Origin of the sequence: Chamaesiphon sp. VAR_48_metabat_135_sub, assembly GCF_031418915.1 — a bacterium.
Classification (GTDB): domain Bacteria; phylum Cyanobacteriota; class Cyanobacteriia; order Cyanobacteriales; family Chamaesiphonaceae; genus Chamaesiphon.
In genome coordinates this window covers 1-21,824 of sequence record NZ_JANOJV010000144.1, presented here as the reverse complement: position 1 = coordinate 21,824, position 21,824 = coordinate 1, and the positions used below count along the sequence as shown (strand labels likewise).

Genomic DNA, 21,824 nt, shown 5'->3' with positions numbered 1-21,824 from the left:
TTGTCTCGTTCTTATTTGGAATGACTATATCAACGCGAAGTTGATATTTTGCAACACCTAAATCATCCCCGTATTCCTAAATATTTAACTGCTTGGGAAACACCGACTGGATTTTGTTTGGTTCAAGAATATAAATCTGGCACTACGCTGGCAAATTCAGGCAGAGAATTTACACTCGATGAAGTAAAGCAGATCGCGATCGATATTTTAGAAATATTAATTTATCTCCAGCAACAGCAACCACCAATTATTCATCGCGATCTCAAACCTGAAAATATTTTGATTGATGATGCCGATCGAGTTTATGTTATCGATTTTGGCTTTGCGAGAATTAATAACACCGATCTAACTGCGAGCAGTACGATTAAAGGGACTTTAGGTTTTATGCCGCCCGAACAGTTATTCAATCGCCCCTTAACGAAGGCTTCAGATTTATATAGTTTGGGTGTGACTTTAGTTTGTCTATTAACAGGACGTAAATCAACAGAGATCGATCGACTAATCGACCATAATTATCGCCTAGATCTGCGATCGCATCTAAGTCATTTACCGTCGAATTTTTTAGATTGGCTAACGAAAATGACCGATCCTAATCCTGAAGCTCGCTATCCAAATGCCGAGAATGCCTTAACCGCATTGCAAACACTCGCTGCGATCGAACCTAAGCAAATTCCTTCATCTAAAACGATTGTTTTAGGAGTACTTGCTGTGATAGGATTGCTAATAATTAACAAACATAAATCGCTCGAATATCAACCGACTCAAACCACAACAAACTCGATCTCAATCTCGCAATTGCAAGCCGATCGAGGTTGTCCTGGCTGTAACTTAGCTGGAATGAATCTGCGGAATCTCAATTTACAAAGTTATGACTTTACTGATGCTAATTTAGCTGGTGCAGATTTGCGCAATACCGATTTACGGGGTGCAAGTTTCCGTCGGGCAAATCTCTCTGATGCGATGCTAACTGGGGCAAATTTAGAAAGTGCCGATTTACGTGAAGCCAATCTACCAGATCGCAAGTTTCAGCCATAATTCAATCTAGACGATGATTTTAATAATTAATAATTAATAACTACCGCTCTCTGAAGGATAGACTTAATTTTATCGATTACCGACCGTAGGCTACGCCAACGCCAGAATCAGGTTATCATAGACGAATTAGGGCGTTGCTGAATTATCGGGATCGAATGCCCTCGAAATTAAGGGTAGAATTCGTCACCAACAACTCTAGCCCCTCGCCACCAACCCCGATCCTCTAGCTAATAGCCAGTGTCTACCAAACAAACACCAAGTCTCAAAAACTGGTTAAAGATTGGCTCTGTCGCCTTTGGGGTGAGCTGTGGCTGTACTTTGCCATTTACGCAGAATCTCGCTCAGTCTGCGCTGATTGGTGTGGCGACGCTACCAGGAATGGCGGCTAGTGTGGTAGTTAGATCTCGTCAACGCCAGCAGCAGGTATATCGTCAATTGGAGCGGGGAAAGCTGCGGTTAAATAAGTTGCAGCATCGAGGCGCAATTCTGAACGAACATTTGCAACTTAGGGATAAAGATCGGCAAGAGATCGAGACTAGGGTATCGCAATTACATAGTTTAGCAGCTAATTTGACCGCTCGACTCGATCGAGACCGCGATCGACTTCAGCAATTAGAGCAACAATTATCGACACTAACTATTGATGCTCAGGAGCAAGAAAGTCTGGCGGTTAGTTTAGATCGCAAAATTCAGGATAAGCAAGCTTGTCTACTGGAAGTTGATACGGATCTAAATAGTCTGAAGTTGGAATTATCTCGTGTTCGAGCAGAGAAAATGCAGCTCGAAGGTGCGAAAGATCGATCTAAAATAGCATTAACAGATATCCAGCTTCAGATCGATCGATATTTGGCGACTAAGCAAGAATTGGAGCTACAGATTCAGCAGGTTCAAAATCAGCAGGTGATAGAAGATGGTGGTTTTAATGAATCGATCGAACAGAAACAGTTATTGCTACGCGAGTTAGATTTAGCAATTAGCGATCGACAAAAAAATCAACAAGAAACCATCGTAGAACTAGACCAACTGAATTGTATTATCGCTGAAAAAATGCCAGAGTTGGCTAGTCAAGAACAAAAATTAATAGATACTCGATCGCAATTAAGTTCGGTAGAATTAGCATTGCAAGCTAAACAAGCAGAATTGGATGAATTAGCCGCACAGATCCCGATCGATCCCGATCCACTCTCAGATAGATTGCTCCAGAGGGAGTTAAGAATAGCTCAATTAGAATTGAGTAGTAGACAGGCGGAACTAGATAATTTAGAGCTAAAGATTCATTCTAAACTTCGATCGATCGACGAAATAGATCTAGAAAATAATCTCCAAACATTCGAGCCACAACCGCCGACGATAGATCGCGAGATTGACAGAATCGTTGTAGCTGGAGCATGGTACGATCGATTTATCGATAATCCTCATCTTACTGTTTTAAAACATATCGAAAAGCATGGGACGATTACCGAAGCTGAGGCTAGTAGTAAATTAGGTAATGCTCGATCGGTTAGACAATTTGCAAATAAGTTAGAAGAATATGCCCAGGATCTCCCTTTCTCAATTCGAGTAGAATCCTCTCCCAAAGGTAATCGTTATCTCAAAGAAGATCGGAATTAAAAATACCTGAATTTATCATAAGTTAATACCTCTAAAAACAAAAGTTAAGAGACTGGCAAGTATAGCGACGAAGCCAGGAATAATCAGAGATTTAACCCCTTTAAGATCTGAGATATCTTGCTTGGAGGCAGAAACATCTACAGCTAATTTATCTACTGTTTTTTGGAGTCCATCTATTTTATCATTTACGCCCACAATCTTAGTATTAATGGTTTTTATTTCTCCATTAATTTCAGCTTGACCAACTTTTAGGTCGGTGATGTCATCTTGAATTCGCTCTAATTTGCCATTGAGTTGTACCAGAATATCCTTGAGATCGGTTTCGATAGTTACTGACATTGTGCTATTCTATATTTATATTATGAATTTGAGTTTTGAAGAGTTAGATCGTCGTTAGACGACGCGCAAGCTTCGACAGCTATCGATCGAACTCTTCTATTTTAATCGATCGGCAGGTGTCTAATTCCCCACCTTTAAAAACCTAATTGGTACTGAAATACCCCCGACTTCTCCAAGAAGTCGGGGGTATGTCCTAGCAAGCTTGGCGGTTGCGATACTTAGTCTTCAACCGCCTCTACAGTTTCTGTTTGCGTTGCTTAATCGCACCCACGACTAAAGCACCACCAATCAATACGCCTGGAATCTCAGAAGGTTCGGGAACGCTAGTAGCAGTGGCGTTGATATCTGTGAGTATTAGAGAGAGATTATCAGCATATGTATCGTTGTAACCTGTATTTGGTCCTACCATTAACAATTCTGTATAGATACTTCGAGTACCAATGGGAACTGAACCAGAAGTAGTTTGTTCAAATAGTCCAAGAAGATTGAATGGAGCTGCTGGAGTATCGTATCGCACAGAAGGGTTTAGCAAATTAGGATCGGCACGATCGAAAATTATCCGAAATTGTGCGATGTTGCCAAAAGTAACAGCTCCAGCCGGATTTACCCCAATCAAACCCAATCCCAATATTGAGCCAACGAAAAGAGCGATTTTAGACTTGGTGCCATTTCATGGCACCAAGTCTCGAGTTATATTTTGTGAGCTGCTAGTTCGCATATTTTTCCTTAACTAATGTAATTAGACTACATTATACACACGATCGAACAACGTAATCATCCATAATTGCATCGAGCTGTCCAGATTTTTCATATACCCGATCGAATCTCATCTGCCACTATGGGGGACAGATCCAAGGGTTTCTTGAAGAATCCTTTGGATCTTGCAGTAATGGGGGTGGATTAAAATTAACTTAATCTATTCCGTCGATCGGGGCAAATCCTTGACGTTGAATATTCTCCGTTATTGTGCGCGGATCGAGGAATTGGAGCAAATAATCTGGTCCTCCAGCTTTAGAACCGACACCGGATAGTTTGTAGCCACCGAAGGGTTGTCTGGCAACGATCGCACCTGTAATAGTACGATTGATGTAGAGATTTCCCACTTCAAATTCGGCTTTTGCTCGATCGATATGGGAAGGTGTGCGGGAATAGAGTCCACCTGTGAGAGCGAAATTGGTACCGTTGGCGATCTCTAAGGCTCGATCGAAATCAGCAGCTTTTATCACTGACAATACAGGGCCAAAAATCTCTGCCTGAGCGAGGGTAGATTGAGGATCTATATCGGTGAAAATGACTGGGCTGACGAAATAACCGATTTCGGGGACAGGCAGCTCTAGGGCGAGGTTAGCCGCTAGTTTGCCTGTGGCGATCGTCTGGCGAATCTGCTGTTGCGCTGCTGCATCGATGACTGGGCCGATTTTCGTACTAGGATTGTCAGCATTCCCGATATTTAACGATTTAGTTGCCTCTACTAGTCGGGCTACAAATGGCTCGTAGATTGACTCTAATACTACTACGCGGGAGCAAGCGGAACACTTTTGACCGCTATAACCGAAGGCGGAGGCTACCACTCCCTGTACTGCTTGGTCTAAATCGGCACTTTCATCGACGATAATGGCGTTTTTGCCGCCCATTTCGGCGATGACTCGTTTGAGGTGCTTTTGTCCTGGTTGGAGGATCGCTGCGCTGGCGTAAATTTGACACCCGACTTCCTGGGAGCCTGTGAAGACGATCGCCTGTACTTCTGGGTGTTTGACTAGGTGCGCCCCCACGGTGGAACCGCTACCTGGGACGTACTGAAATACACCTTTGGGTACCCCTGCATCGACTAAGATTTCACTCAGCTTGGCGGCGATGACAGCGGTCACTGCGGCTGGTTTGAGTAAGACACAGTTGCCAGTTACTAGGGCGGCTACGGTCATTCCGGTGGGGATGGCGAGGGGAAAATTCCAGGGAGAAATTACTAGGACAATCCCTTTAGGACGATAGCAGTAGCGATCGATCTCCCCTGCTACGTCGTAGCTAATTTCGGGGTCTAATCGCTCCATTTCGGCGGCATAATACCGACAAAAATCGGTCGCTTCGGATACTTCGACATCGGCTTGTGGGAGCGGTTTACCTGCTTCAAACACCATCCAGGCATTGAGTTCGTGGCGACGGGCTTCGAGTAAATCGGCGGCGCGGCGGAGGATGGCGGCGCGTTCTTTTACTGGGGTGGATTTCCAGGTTTTGAAGGCGGTTTGGGCGGCTGAGATCGCTTGTTCTGCTTGTGCGATCGTAATTTGACCGATCGATCCGACTATTTCCGCCGGATTCGATGGGTTGACGGATGGAATTGTCTGCTCTGTCTGCACCCGTTCGCCATCGATTAGCGGCTGATAGGTTTGCCCGAATTGCTGTCTGACTAATGCTAACGCCGCACTAGCCGCCGAGCGATTCAGTTCGATCGCGTAATCTGTATCTGGAGCGGAATCGATCCGCGTTACCGTTGCTGTAGATAAGGGCATTGGCGCAGGTTTCAGGACACTCCCATCCTCATCACCTTCACCCCAAACGGGAGCCGCTAATAGTCCTTCAAGCGGTTGCTCTGACAAGCTTTGACGAAGGAAAGAGCTGTTAGCGGTATTTTCTAATAACCGTCGAATCAGGTATGACATACCTGGAATTAGATCGCCATAGGGACAATATACCCGCACCCGATGACCTTGTTTGGCTAGCGCGGTAGCTAAATTATCCGCCATGCCATACAGGACTTGAAATTCCAGGTGTTGGGGGGGAATATTTAGGGTTTGGGCGATCGCGATCGCTTGCGCCTGAGAACGGATATTATGGCTACCGATGGCGGCGTAGAGATCCTCATGATGCTCTAATAACAGTTGCGTCATCCGCTCGAAATTAGCATCCGTCGAGGACTTATGGTTATATACGGGTGTGCGCCAATGATTTTGACGAGCGATAATCGTCTCCTGATCCCAATAGGCTCCTTTAATTAACCGTACCGTAATCGGTTTACCCCGTTGTTTCGCCCAGATAATTAGATCTTTTAAATCCTGGTAGCTATCGCAGAGGTAGGCTTGTAGCGTGATGCCAATATCCGTGCGATCGCGAAACTCATCTTCCATCAGCAACGCTTTAAGCACCCCTAGCGTCGCATTCTTATACCGATACTGTTCCATGTCAAAATGCACCGCCGCCCCCACTTCCTGCGCCTTACGCAGCAGAATGCGGACACGTTCGCTCACCTTTACCTGAGAACCCTGGACATCTAAAGGATCGAATTGGGAATAAAATGCAGTCAGTTTCACCGAAACCTGCACGGGGGCTAAATCTACCCGTGCGGCGGTGAGTTGTGACATCAAGTCCAAATATCGATCGAGGTAGGATTGGGCTTCAATTTCTGTTACTACCGCCTCTCCCAAGAGATCGATCGTAAAATTCATCGACTGGCTGCGGAGTCTAGTGATACTTTTGAGTGTCTGGGGGAGGTTTTCCCCAGCGATATATTTTCGCGCTAGGGTTTCGACGGCGGTAGATAGGGTAGTTGCCGCAACCTGTCCGGGGATTGAGTCGGGGGCGGTAAAATTGAGCAATCCCTTGAGTGCTTGGGGCAATTCTACCGTCGGATCGCTCAAGTATTCCTGAAGATGACGAGCAATTTCTGCCTTGGTGGTTAGAGATGGCAAACAATCAATCAGTCGGAACAATTGCACCCGCAAACTGGGGTTATCCATCGTCCAACTCAGCAGCTTGTCATCCCACCGAAATTTATCTTGCACCTTGGCAAAGATCGATCGCTTTTCGGTGGTTGCTGCGAGTAATTGTTGTGCAATGACTTGAGTCTTGGCTTCGGAACTGGAACGAGATAGATCGACAACCATCAAACAACCTCTTTAAAGAATGAGTATTTAGCTCGATTCGATCGATAAGATACTTGTGTTTAATAACATACAAAGGATCTCTCTGTTGGTGCGTTACGCTACGCTAACACACCCTACCGACTAACCTGTGATGGCAAGAGTCACGATCGATCGAATAAAAATTTGGTATCGATATTCAATTAATCTTCAAACTCATTAACAGTTTCGATAATTTTATCTACCCAGCTTAGATCGGTTGGTTCTATTACTAGTACTCTAAAGCCATATCGATCGCCTAGTGAATTATCAACGTATAAATATATTCCAAAATCTTCTATTTAACGAGAAGATGTACATCCACTTCTAAGATTTCAGCTACTTCCTGAATACTTAGCCCTTTTTTCAAAAGTTTAGGAGCAATCTCTAGCTTGCTTTCATTTTTTGCTTGTTGATATAGTTCTGTATTTTTAGATATTTCTGACCCTAGACTAGCTGATTCTGCTTCAACTAATTCTGGACAATACTTTTCCAAATCTATTACAAATTGCTCGCGGGTCACGTTTGCAAAATAGTTCTCTAAAATTTCCTTAGATTTATCTATATCTAGCATCTTAATAGCTCCTTAGATTTCGATTAAATAACATTCTGTGATTAAAGCAGGATTCTTGATAGCTATTTGGGCATGAGCTAAATCAAAAATTGCCGAATTAGGAAAAAGACTCTCACCCTCTACGAATACAGCTCTAATACCTGCTACTGTTTGTTCTCGATCGGACAGTAATTGACTCGCAAAATTAAAAAATGCACAGTCTAAGCGATGAGCTTTTGAGCGAGATGGATTTTGTTTGGGTAAAGGTCGATTAGCAGATCGATACTGCTCATCAAATAAATTATAGATGCTTTTAAGTATTGGAAACCATTTGACATCAAACAAGTCTATGCAGTTTTCTAGTCGGATTCGAGCACAAATCACGGCTGGCTCGTTGGGATGCTGTTCTGTTGCCCATTGTTTGGCTCTCATGGGCGCATCCTGGAAAAAGTATATTCCCGTACCCAACCAATCATAATCATTATCACTGGTGAGGAATCCATTTTCAAGGATACTCGCAGCTTTAGTTTTGCTCGTTCCATGATAACCGTATACTTCGATTCGATCGTTCATTGTTTCAGATGCTATCTCAAATCCTTAATCATCGCAACTTTCAAGACTGGTTTTCAATCTAAGTTAAGTTAAAATACTTCCTCCCATTAACTTCTGAAAACGATAATCTAACTCCGCTTTTAATAATGGCGACTGGCTCAGATCTTTATCCTGTAAAATTACCTTTTCCGCTGCATCACGCGCGATCGACAACACCTCGCCATCCTCTGCTAAACTGGCAAGGGCAAAGTCCGCCATTCCCGATTGGCGGGTACCTAAAACCTGTCCTGGGCCGCGTAATTGCATATCCATTTCAGAGATCCAAAATCCATCTTGGGACTGTTCTAGCACCTGTAGACGCTGCTTTGCATCGCTAGAATTACTGCTACTCATCAGTAGGCAGTAAGAGCGATGTTCGCCCCGGCCAACGCGCCCACGTAGTTGGTGAAGTTGGGACAATCCGAAGCGTTCAGCGTTTTCAATGAGCATGACGGTGGCGTTGGGTACGTCTACGCCGACTTCGATGACAGTGGTGGAGACGATGATTTGAGTGACGTGATCGCGGAATGCGCTGAGTGCAGCATCTTTATCTGCTGAACTCATTCGCCCGTGGAGTAAGCCGACTTGATATTGAGGAAATACTTCGGTGGCTAGGCGTTCGTGTTCTGCGGTGGCGGCACGAAGATCGAGTTTTTCGGACTCTTCGACGAGGGGGAGAACGATGTATACTTGCCGCCCCAAGGCGATTTCGCGATTGATCAAATCGTAAACTTGGCTGCGCTGGCGGCTATTGACGGCGTTGGTTTGAATTGGCTGTCGTCCGGCTGGCAGTTCGTCAATCTGACTGACATCTAAATCGCCGTGGAGGGTGAGGGCGAGGGTGCGGGGGATGGGTGTAGCTGTCATGGTGAGGACATGAGGCTGGGAGCCTTTTTGCTGCAATTTAGCACGTTGGAATACGCCGAAGCGATGTTGTTCGTCGATGACGACTAAACCGAGGTTGCGGAAGTTAACCTTATCTTGAATTAAAGCATGAGTGCCGACGGCGATCGAGAGTTCGCCTGTTTCCAGTTCGCTATATATTTGTCTCCGTTTGGCGGTTTTGGTTGAGCCTGTGAGGAGTTCGACGGGGATGTGGAGCAGGTTGAACCAGCCGACGAGTTTGCGGTAGTGTTGTTCGGCGAGAACTTCGGTAGGAGCCATTAATGCTGTCTGATAGCCTGACTGAATTGCAGCGAGAATTGCCATGACTGCAACGACTGTTTTACCAGAGCCGACATCGCCTTGAACTAACCGATTCATCGGTGCGGGCTGTTGGATATCGTGGAGGATTTCACCGACAACTCGCTGTTGAGCATTGGTGAGTTGGAATGGTAATATCTCTCTAAATCGATCGATTAATACTCCAGTCGGTTTAATAATTGCTTGAGTGTGAATCTGACGCAATGAACTTCTCCGTTGCAGGAAGCCTAATTGCAGATAGAAAAATTCATCGAAAATTAACCTGCGGCGAGCGGCTCCTTTGCTGTCGCTATCTTCGGGGAAATGGATATTCTGAATCGATGTCGATAATTCCATCAATCCATACTGTTCGCGCACCACTTCAGGGAGTGGATCTTTTAATTTCCCCGCCACAGGTAAGACTGTCATCACGGCTTCTCTAACTACATCCGCAGATACGCCCTCTATTAATGGATAAACTGGTAATACCCGCCCAATTTTGAGAGAGGAAATACTGGCTTCACTATCTGCTAATACTTCGAGTTCGGGGTTGTCTAAATTGATGCCATATTTACCCTGCTTGACTAATCCCGATGCAGCAATCCAACTACCGACGGGATATTTGCGTTTGAGAGATTCTTGCCAACCACGATTGCTATAACGAGTTCCGGCGTAAAAGCGGCTAATTTTTAGGCTGCCAGTTTCATCTTTGATGGTGATTTCGAGAACGTTAAGTTTTTTGTTTTTAGGACTGGTAAAGAAGTTGATCTTTCTAATAATGCCGACTAGGGTAACGGTACTACCTGGCTCTAGTTCGATGATATTTATCTGTTTGGCGTAGTCAATATGATCGCGAGGATAGTAATATAAGACATCCTTGACGGTTAATAATCCTAACCTTGCCAGAATTTCAGCTTTGCGATTACCTAGTTGGGGAATATCTCGTAAATATTTTTCGAGGGTTAAATTTGTATCGCCCTGAAGATTGGGAATTGTGGCTGGCGAAATTTTAGGAACTGCTGGAGATTCAGTCGGGGTAATATTAGTCGGCGATTCACTCGCTCTTACAAGCTTAACTGGTTCCCGAAGATTGTCCTGACTGACAACTTGTTGAGCTATTGTTAAAAACTGACTAGCTTTAGCAATTAATAACTTGCGATCGAGTAAAGTAAGATCTTGATACTTGGCAAATTCAAATGCTAATTCTCGCCAATGCTGACGATCTTTGGAACTTGCATGTGTCGGTGGTTTACCAAAACTCAAACACAGGAATTCACCGAAGCGATACTGTTGCCCCATCAAGTCAGTGTAACCGTATTGCGCTTCGATCGCTAAAGCTTTTTGAATTCTTTGCCAGTCTGGTTCGTCGGACATCTAGAAGATAATTGAGAATTGAGAATTATTAACTATTAATTAATTACCTATGGAGATTCAAACCAACTATTTCGCCAAGCTGATTCGGCTTGGGAGATTTTTAGTTCCTGTTGTTTTTGAGCGTATTCACGCCGTAATGCCTTAATCTTATTAACTAGCTGATTGATACTTTTTCGCAAACTTAATACGTTAACATCTGAAAATTCAACTTCAGTTAAGCGAAGATAGAGACTGTTAATTTGAATAATTTGTGGAGAAACATCTTCGTTTTCATTATCCTCATCATCTTCTTCATCTGACTGCTGTAGTTTTCTGTCTAAATAATTGTCTGGTTGTCGATCTTCATGACTATCTTGCTCGATTAATACATTTAATAGATTGGGAATATTAATTGTATTACCTCCTTGTCGATCTGCATCAGGGCTTGCTTCTAATATTGGCTTCGGGATGCTTGACGGCATGATTTGCGCTTGTTGCAAAAGCAAATTTACCTTGTAAGAAATTTCTTTCAAGCTATGACTTAGTTCTTCCTCTAAATTTTGTTGCCAAGTTGATAGCAATTCGGGAGTAGCGAACCAGTCAGTTGGCATCACAGGGATCGATGTTAATTCGCCTGTTGGTTCATCATCATCACGATTACTACTAGTTGGACGAGATTCGATCTGAACGACTAGATTGGCAATTGCATTACTAATCACTCGCTGTAATGTTTTGAGTAATTGAGATCGTCGATCGTAATTTAATTTCAAAAAAGGTTCTGGATAACAAGTCGTACATAAATAATAACAACCCTGAATCGATTGTTGCTTGAGTGTTGGGGCAAGGTTGGTAAAGTAGCTTCTGTAAGCAGCCGTTAGTTCTCTACCTAGTTGACTGCTGCTTTCTTTAAGTTTAGTTAAATCTTGTTCGACTTGTTCTATCTGTCTAGCCATATGGGGATTAGGGGTTAGGGATTAGGTCAAGAGTTTTAATTTACCTTCCTTTTCAGAAGAAATGCTCTAGAATAAATTGTAAGAATAGTATCATTGTGGAAAAATTTCTATAGCCTATCCCCATATCGCAGTTCTCTCATTTCCGTAATCATAACTTTTCTTTAAACATGTCTGTCATTACTTCAGATTCCACCACTCCCAGCACGATTACCCCACTATTAGGCTTGAGTTTAGCAGAATTGACCGCCTGGGTACAGGAGCAGGGACAGCCAGCTTATCGAGGCAAACAATTATACCAATGGATTTATCAGCAGGGTGCGAGATCGCTGGCAGATATTGACGTATTTTCCAAGCAGTGGCGGGAAACAGTTAAGGATACTCCAATCGGTCGATCGACGATTCATCATCGTGCGGTCTCTGGCGATGGTACGATCAAGTATCTGCTCAAACTTCAAGATGGTCAAATCATCGAAGCTGTGGGTATTCCTACCGCCAAACGTTTGACTGTTTGTGTCTCTTCTCAGGTTGGTTGCGCGATGGGCTGTACTTTTTGCGCGACTGGGCAGGGGGGATTTATGCGTCATCTTCAGCCCCACGAAATTATCGATCAAGTTCTGACTGTACAAGAAGATTTTCAGGAGCGTGTCAGTCATGTGGTATTTATGGGCATGGGCGAACCATTAGCTAATTTAAACAATGTGGTGAAGGCGGTTAACTGTCTGAATAAAGATATCGGGATTTCTCAACGATCGATCGTGGTTTCGACTGTCGGAATTCCTGGTAAAATTCACGAACTCGCCCAACACGAGCTTCAAGTCACACTGGCTGTCAGTCTTCACGCACCCAATCAAAGACTTCGCAGTACATTGGTACCAACTGCTGAAAACTATCCGATTGACGATTTACTCGATGAGTGTCGGGATTATGTCCAGATTACGGGTAGACGTTTGAGTGTGGAATATGTACTGCTAGCTGGGGTGAATGATAATCGATCTCATGCATCTGAGTTAGCCAGCAAACTACGCGGCTTCCAAAGCCATGTTAATCTAATTCCGTACAACCCGATCGAGGATGCCGATTACGACAGACCCACTCCCAGAGATGTCCAGGATTTTGTTGATGTATTAGAGCAAAAACATATCGCTGTCAGTGTGCGTTATTCAAAAGGTTTAGGTGCTAGTGCTGCCTGTGGACAATTACGGGCAAATCAGAGAGTGTGATATCTGGAGGTTGGGTTGTACTTCTCCTTACCAAATAGCAAGGGTTTAAAGCCCCCGCCTCTATTAACTAACTAAGCTTCGATCGGGACGCAAATTACTCGCGCCGCGTAGATAAGGATGATAAACTTTAGTATCAGCAGGTAAATTGGCGTGAATCAGAAACCGAATGCAGCGCGGTAAACTACCTTCAACATGCATTTGCTGAACATCCATTAAAGCGACATCTTGCCAGTCAGGGCAAACGCGGCGAGCGATTTTCGCTGGGAATACTGCGTCTAAATCCTGAGTAGCCGTAAAAATAACACTGACAATCCGATCGGGATCGAGACGATTACGATATTCTAACTCCTGCAACAGTTCCGTAACCGCAAAAGCGATCGCTTCCTCTGTATTTTCACTTGCTGTAGTTGCCCCTCGAATTGCCTTTACGCGCCACTCCACGCCGTCACCCTCCACAAAATTTTAAGATTATAGATCGTCACTAGGGACGATATAACCATAAGGGTTGTCCGCTAGTACTCAATTCAAATTGTACCCAATCTACTGCCGATACTACTGTAGTGAAGCCAGAAACTTGGTTTTGTAACAATCTCGTCACCAATGGCTTGCGTTCTTCAATCGTCTGAAGTTTAGCTTTGTCTGGATCTAACCCAGCTAATTCTGCCAGCCACAGTCTAGCATCCTCTTCCGAACCCAGTCGATCGACCACTCCAAATTCTACCGCTTGTTCGCCTGTAAAAATCCGCCCGTCGGCAAAGGTTTTCACCGTGGCGGGATCGAGATGGCGAGATTCCGCCACTGTATTCACAAATTGCTCGTAAGTATTATCGATTAAACTTTGAAGAATTTGTTCCTCTGGTGGCGTTAGCTCTCGATCGAATGCCAAAATGTCTTTATACGGCCCAGATTTAATTACTTGAAATGATACCCCAACTCGATCGAGTAATTTCTCTAAATTATTCCCCCGCAGTATCACGCCAATACTGCCAGTGAGGGTGCCAGGATTCGCCATAATATACGGCGCACCCATCCCGATATACACGCCCCCTGAAGCCGAAATATTCCCATAGCTAGCCACAATTTTGACCTTCGGTTGTAACCGTTGCAATGCCCGATAAATTTCGTAAGAATCGCCGACGGTACCACCAGGGCTATCGATTCTGAGTAGTAGAGCTGGATATTTACGTTCTTCGACCAGATCGAGAGCCTTCAACACCGATTTTCGCGTACTACTACCGATCGCACCAGCGATTTCAATTCGGGCGATTTGCTTGGTAGTATTCTTCTTAAATGGCCAGATCATGTTGGAGTGGGGGTGTGTGGGAGTAAGGGTGTGCGGGAGTGGAAAAGTGGGGGTGTGTGGGAGAGCGCATTCCTTTACCCTAAAGCCTGACTGGCAGAGTTTGTAAAGAAAATATACAATTTGTCTAAGAGCCTAACGTTTAAGGCATCACTTACGACTTACGACTTATTTTCATGCCGTCAAAACAGTCTTCATTCTTATTCAGCTTAACACCGATTTTGTTGGTCGCGCCCTTTTTCCTATGGGGGACGGCAATGGTAGCGATGAAAGGAGTGATGCCCCATACCACGCCTTTTTTCATGGCGGGAATACGACTGATTCCTGCGGGTATTTTAGTCTTAGTCGTCGCTGCGATTGCCAAACGTCCCCAACCGCAAAGTTGGCAAGCCTGGGCGTGGATCTCGCTGTTCGCGTTCATTGACGGGACGTTGTTTCAGGGATTCTTGGCGGCTGGATTGGTACGAACGACGGCGGGTTTGGGTTCGGTGATGATTGATTCCCAACCTTTAGCTGTAGCGGTGTTATCGGCTTGGTTATTTAAGGAGCGGATTGGGGCGATCGGGATTTGTGGTTTGATATTGGGGGTACTGGGAATTAGTTGTATTGGGTTACCGATTGAATGGTTGAGTCAAGTTGCGACTAGTTCATTGACAAGCCAATTCGATGTGGCTGGATTATCAGATCGGGGTGAATGGTTAATGCTCCTGGCTGCCCTCTCGATGGCTGTAGGAACGATCTTAATCCCATTTGTGACCAAGTACGTCGATCCAGTGGTTGCCACGGGCTGGCACATGATTATCGGCGGAATACCATTGGCGATTGGTTCGTTCTATTTGGAGTCCAACCAATGGACGGCAATTACTGGATCTGACTGGCTATCGATCGCCTACTCTACCGTATTTGGGAGCGCGATTGCCTACGGACTATTTTTCTATTTTGCGTCAAAGGGTAATCTGACTAGTCTCAGTTCGTTAACTTTTCTCACGCCTGTATTCGCGCTGTTATTTGGCAGTTTATTTTTAGGTGAAACTCTAGATCTACTCCAATGGTGTGGGGTTTGTCTGACGTTAGTAAGTATTTTATTAATCAATCAACGCGATTATCTTTGGAGTCAACTAACTGGTGTGCCATCGATCGCAGATCCAGAAAAAGCTAAATTGCTCTGAATTTTTTTAAGCGATTTGGCAGCATTACAGATACAAACCCGACTTTTTGAAGAAGTCGGGTTTCTGAACCCACAAATCGATCCAAGCTTGTGGTTGTTGAAAATGGACATTATGACTGCAATTGGGGATAATCTTGATATCGGTAAGTGGAGAATCGCGATGAATGGTTTGATTAATAGTCACAAACTTACAATCGATTTCTCCAACAATCAATGATATTGGTTTGGTGTGGACTTTCAACCTGTCGCCCAAATATGGCTGCATTCCTACACCCGCGTATTCCAATGACTTAATCAAACTATCTGGTTGATTAGTCTCGATTCTCCGTTGAATCAGATCGCTAAAATTCGGATGGTTTTCGATGCCGATAAATATCGATTGTCGATACCAATCCTGTACAAAGTCAGGAAAATTATCTGTTTCTAATCGATCGATAATTTGCCAGTCTTGAATAATTCTTGCTTGTCTGTCGATCTCAGTAGCTAAACCTGGCGATGTAGATTCCAACATCACTCGATCGAATCTGTCGGGAAATTCTAGTGCTAAATACAATGCCAATCTACCACCAAAAGAATAACCCGCGATCGAACATCGATTTATTTCTAAACTATCTAATAGCTGAACAATTCCAATCGCAGTATTGACGAAACCATAGCCCCGATCTCCACTAGTCACCTCAGTTTTGCCATGTCCAGGTAGATCGATCGCGATACAATAAAATCGCGATCGTAATAGCTCAATTATCTCAGCATAATCTCTACAACTTCCCATCCAGCCATGTAAAAGTAACAGTGGGGGTAAATTGATATCCCCTGTTAAAGTAAATTGCCATTGATACATATCTAGAAAAATCAATAATATTCATTAGCTGCACCCTAATGAAAATACAACTGACCGATATCGGCGATCTACAACATTTTACCTCTGGTTGGATTCAGATAAGCTCTAGACAGATTGCAGGCAAACTACGATCTGTCTATACTATTTAACCAAACTGGCCGCTCATCGAAGTTTTAGATGTTGAACCATAACCATCTTGACCGTTTGCTTCATAATCGATTGTGATCTGTACTGGCTTACAGCGTTTGATGGCAACTTGAATACCTTGGGCAGACTCAGCCTCCAAGTCTTCAACATAACCAGCTTTAGCAGCATCAGCTTCGACTGCGGTCGTGAAAGGCCCAAAATAATAGGTACAGTGAGGTCGCTCTGTGGTAATTTCGACCCACCAAGCTTGTCCGACGAGGTGAAGCGCACTGCTCCAAATATCTTGAATATTCATTGGTTTATATTCCGCTGATTCAAAAGAGGTTGATAGTTAGTTGACTTGAAGAATTGTTAAGCCCTAGATACTCAATAAGCCCAAAATAGGAGCTTAATGCTCAGAAAGTCGTAGCATATTTGACAAACGCTGCCGAGATATTTCGTACAAGCACATGGCAGCAGCATTTGCGGCATTTAAACTGGGGGTTTTCCCACTGAGTGGAATCGAGACTAAATGGTCGCAACCCTTTTGGGTGAGTAAACTCAATCCATCGCCTTCAGAACCGATTGCCAGCACAACGGGTCGTCGATCGGTAAAATCGACGGTATAGATAGCTTGTTCGGCTTCAGCCATCGTGCCATAAATCCAGAAACCCGCTTCTTTGAGTTGACCTAGCGCACGACTGAGATTGACAACGCGAGCGACAGGAAGGTGCTCTAAAGCTCCAGCCGCTACTTTTAGTACGGTGGAAGTAATCCCGACAGCGCGACGTTGAGGAATAACGACACCTTGTGCGCCTAATGCTTCAGCAGTACGGACGATCGATCCCAGATTTTGGGGATCGGTAATACCGTCGGCGACGACGATAATCGGCGAATCAGTGGCGGCTAAGGCGCGGGTAATTAATTCTTCTATTTCTAGATAGTCGTGGGGTGCAACTTGAGCGACGATTCCCTGATGATTACCACCATTGGCGAGATAGCTCAACCGTTGGGCATCTACTTCATCAACGACGGTACCATTGGATTTGGCTTGGTCGATGAGAGTGAAGAATGATGGGTGGTGACGGAGTTTAGATAGTACCCAGATCTTGTTGATTTGGCGTTCTTTTTCGATCGCTGTGAAGACCGAATGCTTGCCGTACAAGTAATCGCTAACTTCTTCCTCGGTAATTTCTGGTGCTGGGGGATCTTGCCAACCGCCGCGATTGTTGCGACTATTACTCGCTCGATCTTGCCATTCCTTTGGTTTTCCCGAACTCCGGCTGTCTGAAAAGCGACGATCTCCAGAGGATGAGGATCGATCGTCCCGATTATTGTAACTGGGTCGATCACCACGGCCTCGGTCATCGCGACTGCCAAAACTACTTCCACCACGACGGTCTCCCGCCGCATCATCTCTACGAGGCTTATAGCTGTCTGTACGGGCTGCAAAATCTCTCGGACTACTAGGGCGAGGTACACCCCAATCTTTGCGTTCCTCGCGGGGGTTATCACTGCGATGCTCATTCTGAGACGCTCCGCGAACGAATTTATTACCTGGTTTTGGGCGGTCAAAACTAGCACCACCTTCAGGACGAGGGCGATAACTAGAACCAACTTCAGGAGTCCGAGGACGATAATCGCGATCCCTGTCGAAATTATTCGCGCCATCGGTTTTGCGGGGGCGACGATCCCCAGATCTGTCATCAGGTTTGCCGCGATAGCCACCGTCAGATCCTTCACTACGACGTGGAGCATCACCATTCGGGCGATATCGGTCAGAACCGCTCGGTCTACTATCTGAACTGCGGCTGGGGCGGAAATCGCGGTCTCCACTGCCCGCACCATCACGATCTCGCGGACGTGGGGAAGGTTTACCGCCATCGGAGCGACGAGGTTTGAATACCATATATGTTAGCTAAAGTTATGGGGATGGAGTCGGATCGAGATGGAGCAGGGCGAGTAACTCCGCAAGCCGTTGGGGGTTGGTAATGTAAAGATAACCGATTAAAGTCTCAAAACTCGTAGCCTGCTGATAAACTTCGGGATCGAGGCGACGCGGACGACCATTCGTCGCATTTCTACCTCGCCGGACTACATCCAATTCTGCGGATGTCAGATGGACTGAAAGTAGTTGTAGATGGCTAGACTGCGCTTCGGCACGTACTTGGGCAACAACTTGTTGATGATAAACATGAGAACGCTTGGGCGGAAGCAAAAAGCTCGTGCGAACGTAGAGTTCATACACAGCATCTCCTAAATAGGCTAGGGCTGCTGGTGACAGTTGCGGCACTTGGTTAGGGTGGACAGCTAGAATATTAAGCTGTTGCCAGCTTTGTGGTAGCTCATTTTCACCCACAGTGGTATCTAAATAGCACTAAAAAATTTTGACTCAGCACCCCAATTTTATCAAGGTTTAGTGAAACTGGGTCAAATTGGTACATTTTGACATTAAGTCCTCATAAACCATTAGGCTTGTGAGGACTCCAAACCCGACTTCTTCGAGAAGTCGGGTTTCTCTTATCTTAATCTTATGTCTGCTCGACGATCCTGGCTAAAGCTTCATCAACCGATGGCTGAAGTGAGAGGAATTTCTCCAACCTCACGAGTTTAACGGTTTGTGTTACCCGCGCGTTCGTGACGATTTGCACTGTGCCTTCTGCGCCTTGAGCCTTTTTGACTAGTTGCACCAGGGCACCGATGCCCGAGCTATCGACGAAATCAATTTTGGATAGATCCAGAATTAGATTGATTGGTCCTTCTTCAACACATTTGTCCATTACCTTCCTAAATGTTGGTTCGGAAAATGCGTCTAATTGTCCGGTGAGACGGAATAGTTGATAATTATCTTTTGCTTCGCGAGTGCCTCGGAGACTCACTGTTAAGCTTAGTGGTTCAGCCATAATAGTTTTCTTAAATTTCTACTTAAACTAAATTGTTTATCTGCGAGTGATATAAAACCATACTCTGGATCGATCGCAAATTACGGAAATTTTGTCAATATTCTTTTAGTATTCGAGATTCGGGACTCGGAAAAACCAGAACGCTTATTACCCTCTACCCTCTCGCATTTGCTTGACAAATTTACCAAATAGGTAGTCGGCATCATGAGGGCCAGGACTGGCTTCAGGGTGGTATTGGACGGAGAAACAGGGGAGTGTTTTGTGCTGTAATCCGGCGATCGTGCGATCGTTCAAATTGAGATGGGTAACTTCAATTTCTGCGCTTAGAGACTCAGACTCGATCGCAAACCCATGATTTTGGCTAGTGATTTCCACTGTCTGGGTGAGTCCTGCGGGTTGATTGAGTCCGCGATGTCCGAATTTGAGTTTGAAGGTTTCCGCGCCCAGGGATAGACCGAGGATTTGATGACCCATACAGATGCCGAAAATCGGCTTGTCAGCAGCTAATAACTCTTTAGTGGTGGCAATTCCTGCGGTAACGGCGGAAGGGTCGCCAGGGCCATTAGAGAGGAAGATCCCGTCGGGGTTGTGTTTGAGAATTTCGGCGGCTGAGGTATCGGCGGGAACGACAATTACTTTGCAACCATGACTAGCCAAACGTTTGAGGATATTTCGCTTGACTCCAAAATCTAAGGCGACAACAGTTAATTGTTCCTTGCTGCTGTCAGCAGATTCGGGCTTGAATTCCCACATTGCGTCGCTCGGTTGCGACCACTCATATACCTCTGGAGTAGTAACATTATTGACGAGGTTCAATCCAGCCATGCTCGGTGCAGAACGGACTAAATTGAGCAGTTCGGCAGGATCGAGAATTTCGGTAGAAATCGCGCCATTCATGGCTCCAGCCGATCGCAACTTGCGAGTTAGCGCACGAGTATCGATACCGTGGATACCAGGAACGTTATGATGTTCGAGATATTTGGGTAACGAAGCTGTCGATCGCCAGTTACTCGGACGATAGCAGACATTTCGCGCGATCGCACCCCGAACATGAGGAAATGCCGACTCATCATCATCGGGATTGACACCTGTATTCCCTAATTCGGGATAGGTAAATACGACAATTTGACCGCTGTAGCTAGGATCGGTGAGGACTTCCTGATAGCCAGTCATTCCGGTATTGAATACAACTTCTCCAATGGTCGTACCCATAGCTCCAAAAGACAAACCTGGGTAGGCTGTGCCATCTGCTAAGACTAATAATGCTGGCAAGACCGCAGAAACGGGCATAGGATTTACAACGGGTTATTATGGCGCAGCCATTATACCACTGAAGTTAGCACCTATACCGTCCAGATCCCCGACTTCAATAATAAATCGCCTGTCGAATGTCGATCGACTCAATTCAATAATGGTTTGAGTTTACTATTGAGTAGAAATGGGGCGATCTCATTAATCAATTGCACCTCTAATAATTCCGGCGTGCTAACAGCATCGAGCTTCAAAGCCCAACTATTAATCGGACGCATGTCTAATTGCTGTCCGTCTCGATCGAATGTTTGCGCTGGAAAATAAATCTGGCTGGAATCGATTAATTCTGCTCGATAATTCGATCGAGTTTCGAGTAAGGCTGTTTGGAGATCGCCACTAACTGGAATTAATGCCTTAACTGCTCCAGATAATTCTTCCTATTCTAATAAATGTCTGTAGAATTCTAACGGACGCTTGACAGTTTGACAGGCATTATTGATTAAAATATCTAGAGCTGATTCTCGATCGAGTAAATACTCAATAAATCCTTCCAGCGATTTTAGATCCCTAAGATCTAAGCCATGAATCTGCAATCGATCGCCCCATTCCTCAAAATCTGGCTCCAAACTATAACGCCGCGCACAATCTTGAGGAAATTGCGTCGTGATAATTACCCTCGCGCCATCTTGCAATAGCCGCAAGCCTAATTGATAGCCGATCTTAATTCTCCCGCCCGTAATCAACGCAACCCTTCCAGTTAAGTCTGCTCTTTGAGAACGTTTTGCGTAATTAAACTCCGCACATTTAGGACAGAGTAAATGATAGAAAAAATGAACTTCGCGCTCTTCCACTTGAGCTACATCCCAGCTTATTGAATTTAGCTCAATTCGGCTGTAGGTTTGGGAGATATTTTCGGATCGTTGATAATCTTTAACAGATTGCTGCGGGTATTTGCACCATTACTGCGAGATCCCCGACTTCTTCGAGAAGTCGGGGATCTGACTCCACCAATTTACCGTCCCCAGGAAGCAATAAACCAACCGATCGCAATCCCCAATCCACCAAATCGTACAGCTTGCCAAAATGGTTCCCACATCAGCTTCCATTCATTTAATAGGCGGGATTCCAATGTAAGCTCTAATTCATCCAATCTCGATCGAATCATCTGAAGCTCTTGCTTGACTTCCGGATGCTTACTACCTTTTTGATTCAATTCATTTCGTTGACGTGTGAGTACAACTTGCTCTCGTGCGGCTAGCTGAGTATCTGCATGGCGATGTTTGAGATCGGCGAGCGTCTGTTCTAATTGGGCGATTTCGCGATCGAATTCAATCGTCTCATCAACTGGGGTCGCATTCTGAGTCATGGCGAGAGATACAATTTAAGTAGCATTATTATTAATATGCCTAAATTTAGGTCAGAACTCCCATGTCTTCCATTCCAGACGATCTTACCACCCTAGAACTCGCTCAAGCCCTCGCCGAACGGCTGCGGATTGCCGAAAC

22 protein-coding genes and 1 pseudogene are annotated in these 21,824 nt (G+C 45.0%); 5 read left to right on the top strand and 18 right to left on the bottom strand.

Translation table 11 applies throughout. The features are described 5' to 3' along the window. Nucleotides 1-42: 42 nt before the first annotated feature. The 3 genes and pseudogenes from RMO55_RS10045 to RMO55_RS10035 form a co-directional block, all read left to right on the top strand. Nucleotides 43-600, top strand: a pseudogene (locus RMO55_RS10045) (serine/threonine protein kinase); the annotation flags it as partial. Beyond that, nucleotides 580-1,035, top strand: a complete 456-nt coding sequence (locus RMO55_RS10040) for a pentapeptide repeat-containing protein (RefSeq protein ID WP_310426338.1) — start codon at nt 580-582, stop codon at nt 1,033-1,035. The pseudogene RMO55_RS10045 and the gene RMO55_RS10040, both read left to right, overlap by 21 nt. Before the next feature lie 237 nt (nt 1,036-1,272). Then, on the top strand, nt 1,273-2,646 hold the full coding sequence (locus RMO55_RS10035) for a hypothetical protein (protein ID WP_310426208.1): 1,374 nt from the start codon (nt 1,273-1,275) through the stop codon (nt 2,644-2,646). A 15-nt stretch (nt 2,647-2,661) separates the two neighbouring features. Here RMO55_RS10035 and RMO55_RS10030 read toward each other — a convergent pair whose 3' ends face one another. The 7 genes from RMO55_RS10030 to RMO55_RS10000 form a co-directional block, all read right to left on the bottom strand. Next, on the bottom strand, nt 2,662-2,985 hold the full coding sequence (locus tag RMO55_RS10030; protein ID WP_310426206.1) for a hypothetical protein: 324 nt from the start codon (nt 2,983-2,985) through the stop codon (nt 2,662-2,664). A gap of 235 nt (nt 2,986-3,220) precedes the next feature. Continuing rightward, on the bottom strand, nt 3,221-3,607 hold the full coding sequence (locus RMO55_RS10025) for a PEP-CTERM sorting domain-containing protein (RefSeq protein WP_310426204.1): 387 nt from the start codon (nt 3,605-3,607) through the stop codon (nt 3,221-3,223). A gap of 289 nt (nt 3,608-3,896) precedes the next feature. Further along, nucleotides 3,897-6,863, bottom strand: coding sequence for an L-glutamate gamma-semialdehyde dehydrogenase (pruA, locus tag RMO55_RS10020; protein ID WP_310426203.1), 2,967 nt, complete (start codon nt 6,861-6,863; stop codon nt 3,897-3,899). 313 nt (nt 6,864-7,176) lie between these two features. After that, nucleotides 7,177-7,452 carry a hypothetical protein gene (locus tag RMO55_RS10015; protein ID WP_310426202.1) on the bottom strand — a complete coding sequence of 92 codons (276 nt, stop codon included), beginning with the start codon at nt 7,450-7,452 and terminating at the stop codon, nt 7,177-7,179. Between the two features lie 12 nt (nt 7,453-7,464). Beyond that, entirely contained in the window at nt 7,465-8,004 is a 540-nt protein-coding gene (locus RMO55_RS10010; RefSeq protein ID WP_310426200.1) for a hypothetical protein, read from the bottom strand. Between the two features lie 63 nt (nt 8,005-8,067). Beyond that, the gene (recG, locus tag RMO55_RS10005) at nt 8,068-10,578 is read right to left on the bottom strand and encodes an ATP-dependent DNA helicase RecG (protein ID WP_310426199.1); all 2,511 of its coding nucleotides are present in this window, start codon (nt 10,576-10,578) and stop codon (nt 8,068-8,070) included. 47 nt (nt 10,579-10,625) lie between these two features. After that, the gene (locus tag RMO55_RS10000) at nt 10,626-11,510 is read right to left on the bottom strand and encodes a hypothetical protein (RefSeq protein ID WP_310426198.1); all 885 of its coding nucleotides are present in this window, start codon (nt 11,508-11,510) and stop codon (nt 10,626-10,628) included. 167 nt (nt 11,511-11,677) lie between these two features. On the opposite strand from RMO55_RS10000, the gene rlmN reads away from it, so the two are divergent. Beyond that, on the top strand, nt 11,678-12,730 hold the full coding sequence (rlmN, locus tag RMO55_RS09995; protein WP_310426197.1) for a 23S rRNA (adenine(2503)-C(2))-methyltransferase RlmN: 1,053 nt from the start codon (nt 11,678-11,680) through the stop codon (nt 12,728-12,730). Nucleotides 12,731-12,793: 63 nt separating this feature from the next. On the opposite strand, the gene aroH is transcribed toward rlmN, so the two are convergent. After that, nucleotides 12,794-13,171, bottom strand: coding sequence for a chorismate mutase (gene aroH, locus RMO55_RS09990; RefSeq protein WP_310426196.1), 378 nt, complete (start codon nt 13,169-13,171; stop codon nt 12,794-12,796). 40 nt (nt 13,172-13,211) lie between these two features. Beyond that, nucleotides 13,212-14,033 carry a signal peptide peptidase SppA gene (gene sppA, locus RMO55_RS09985; RefSeq protein ID WP_310426194.1) on the bottom strand — a complete coding sequence of 274 codons (822 nt, stop codon included), beginning with the start codon at nt 14,031-14,033 and terminating at the stop codon, nt 13,212-13,214. A gap of 173 nt (nt 14,034-14,206) precedes the next feature. Here sppA and RMO55_RS09980 point away from each other — a divergent pair, with 173 nt between their 5' ends. After that, nucleotides 14,207-15,199 (top strand): DMT family transporter, encoded by a 993-nt coding sequence (locus RMO55_RS09980; RefSeq protein WP_396134248.1) that lies wholly within the window; start codon nt 14,207-14,209, stop codon nt 15,197-15,199. 24 nt (nt 15,200-15,223) lie between these two features. On the opposite strand, the gene menH is transcribed toward RMO55_RS09980, so the two are convergent. The 9 genes from menH to RMO55_RS09935 form a co-directional block, all read right to left on the bottom strand. Then, a complete protein-coding gene (gene menH, locus RMO55_RS09975; RefSeq protein ID WP_310426193.1) occupies nt 15,224-16,039 on the bottom strand; it encodes a 2-succinyl-6-hydroxy-2,4-cyclohexadiene-1-carboxylate synthase in 816 nt (271 codons plus the stop codon). 145 nt (nt 16,040-16,184) lie between these two features. Then, nucleotides 16,185-16,481 carry a DUF1816 domain-containing protein gene (locus RMO55_RS09970; RefSeq protein ID WP_310426191.1) on the bottom strand — a complete coding sequence of 99 codons (297 nt, stop codon included), beginning with the start codon at nt 16,479-16,481 and terminating at the stop codon, nt 16,185-16,187. Nucleotides 16,482-16,574: 93 nt separating this feature from the next. Beyond that, nucleotides 16,575-18,074, bottom strand: a complete 1,500-nt coding sequence (gene rlmB / locus RMO55_RS09965) for a 23S rRNA (guanosine(2251)-2'-O)-methyltransferase RlmB (RefSeq protein WP_310426190.1) — start codon at nt 18,072-18,074, stop codon at nt 16,575-16,577. Nucleotides 18,075-18,089: 15 nt separating this feature from the next. Beyond that, complete coding sequence (locus tag RMO55_RS09960; protein ID WP_396134252.1) at nt 18,090-18,482, bottom strand: Mini-ribonuclease 3; 393 nt, start codon at nt 18,480-18,482, stop codon at nt 18,090-18,092. Nucleotides 18,483-18,696: 214 nt separating this feature from the next. Next, nucleotides 18,697-19,068, bottom strand: coding sequence for an STAS domain-containing protein (locus RMO55_RS09955; protein WP_310426187.1), 372 nt, complete (start codon nt 19,066-19,068; stop codon nt 18,697-18,699). A gap of 147 nt (nt 19,069-19,215) precedes the next feature. Beyond that, nucleotides 19,216-20,358, bottom strand: a complete 1,143-nt coding sequence (gene carA / locus RMO55_RS09950; protein WP_310426186.1) for a glutamine-hydrolyzing carbamoyl-phosphate synthase small subunit — start codon at nt 20,356-20,358, stop codon at nt 19,216-19,218. 110 nt (nt 20,359-20,468) lie between these two features. Next, nucleotides 20,469-20,597 (bottom strand): hypothetical protein, encoded by a 129-nt coding sequence (locus RMO55_RS09945; protein WP_310426184.1) that lies wholly within the window; start codon nt 20,595-20,597, stop codon nt 20,469-20,471. Nucleotides 20,598-20,756: 159 nt separating this feature from the next. Beyond that, nucleotides 20,757-21,170 carry an SDR family NAD(P)-dependent oxidoreductase gene (locus tag RMO55_RS09940; RefSeq protein ID WP_310426182.1) on the bottom strand — a complete coding sequence of 138 codons (414 nt, stop codon included), beginning with the start codon at nt 21,168-21,170 and terminating at the stop codon, nt 20,757-20,759. 161 nt (nt 21,171-21,331) lie between these two features. Further along, a complete protein-coding gene (locus tag RMO55_RS09935; RefSeq protein ID WP_310426180.1) occupies nt 21,332-21,685 on the bottom strand; it encodes a hypothetical protein in 354 nt (117 codons plus the stop codon). Nucleotides 21,686-21,824 lie beyond the last annotated feature (139 nt).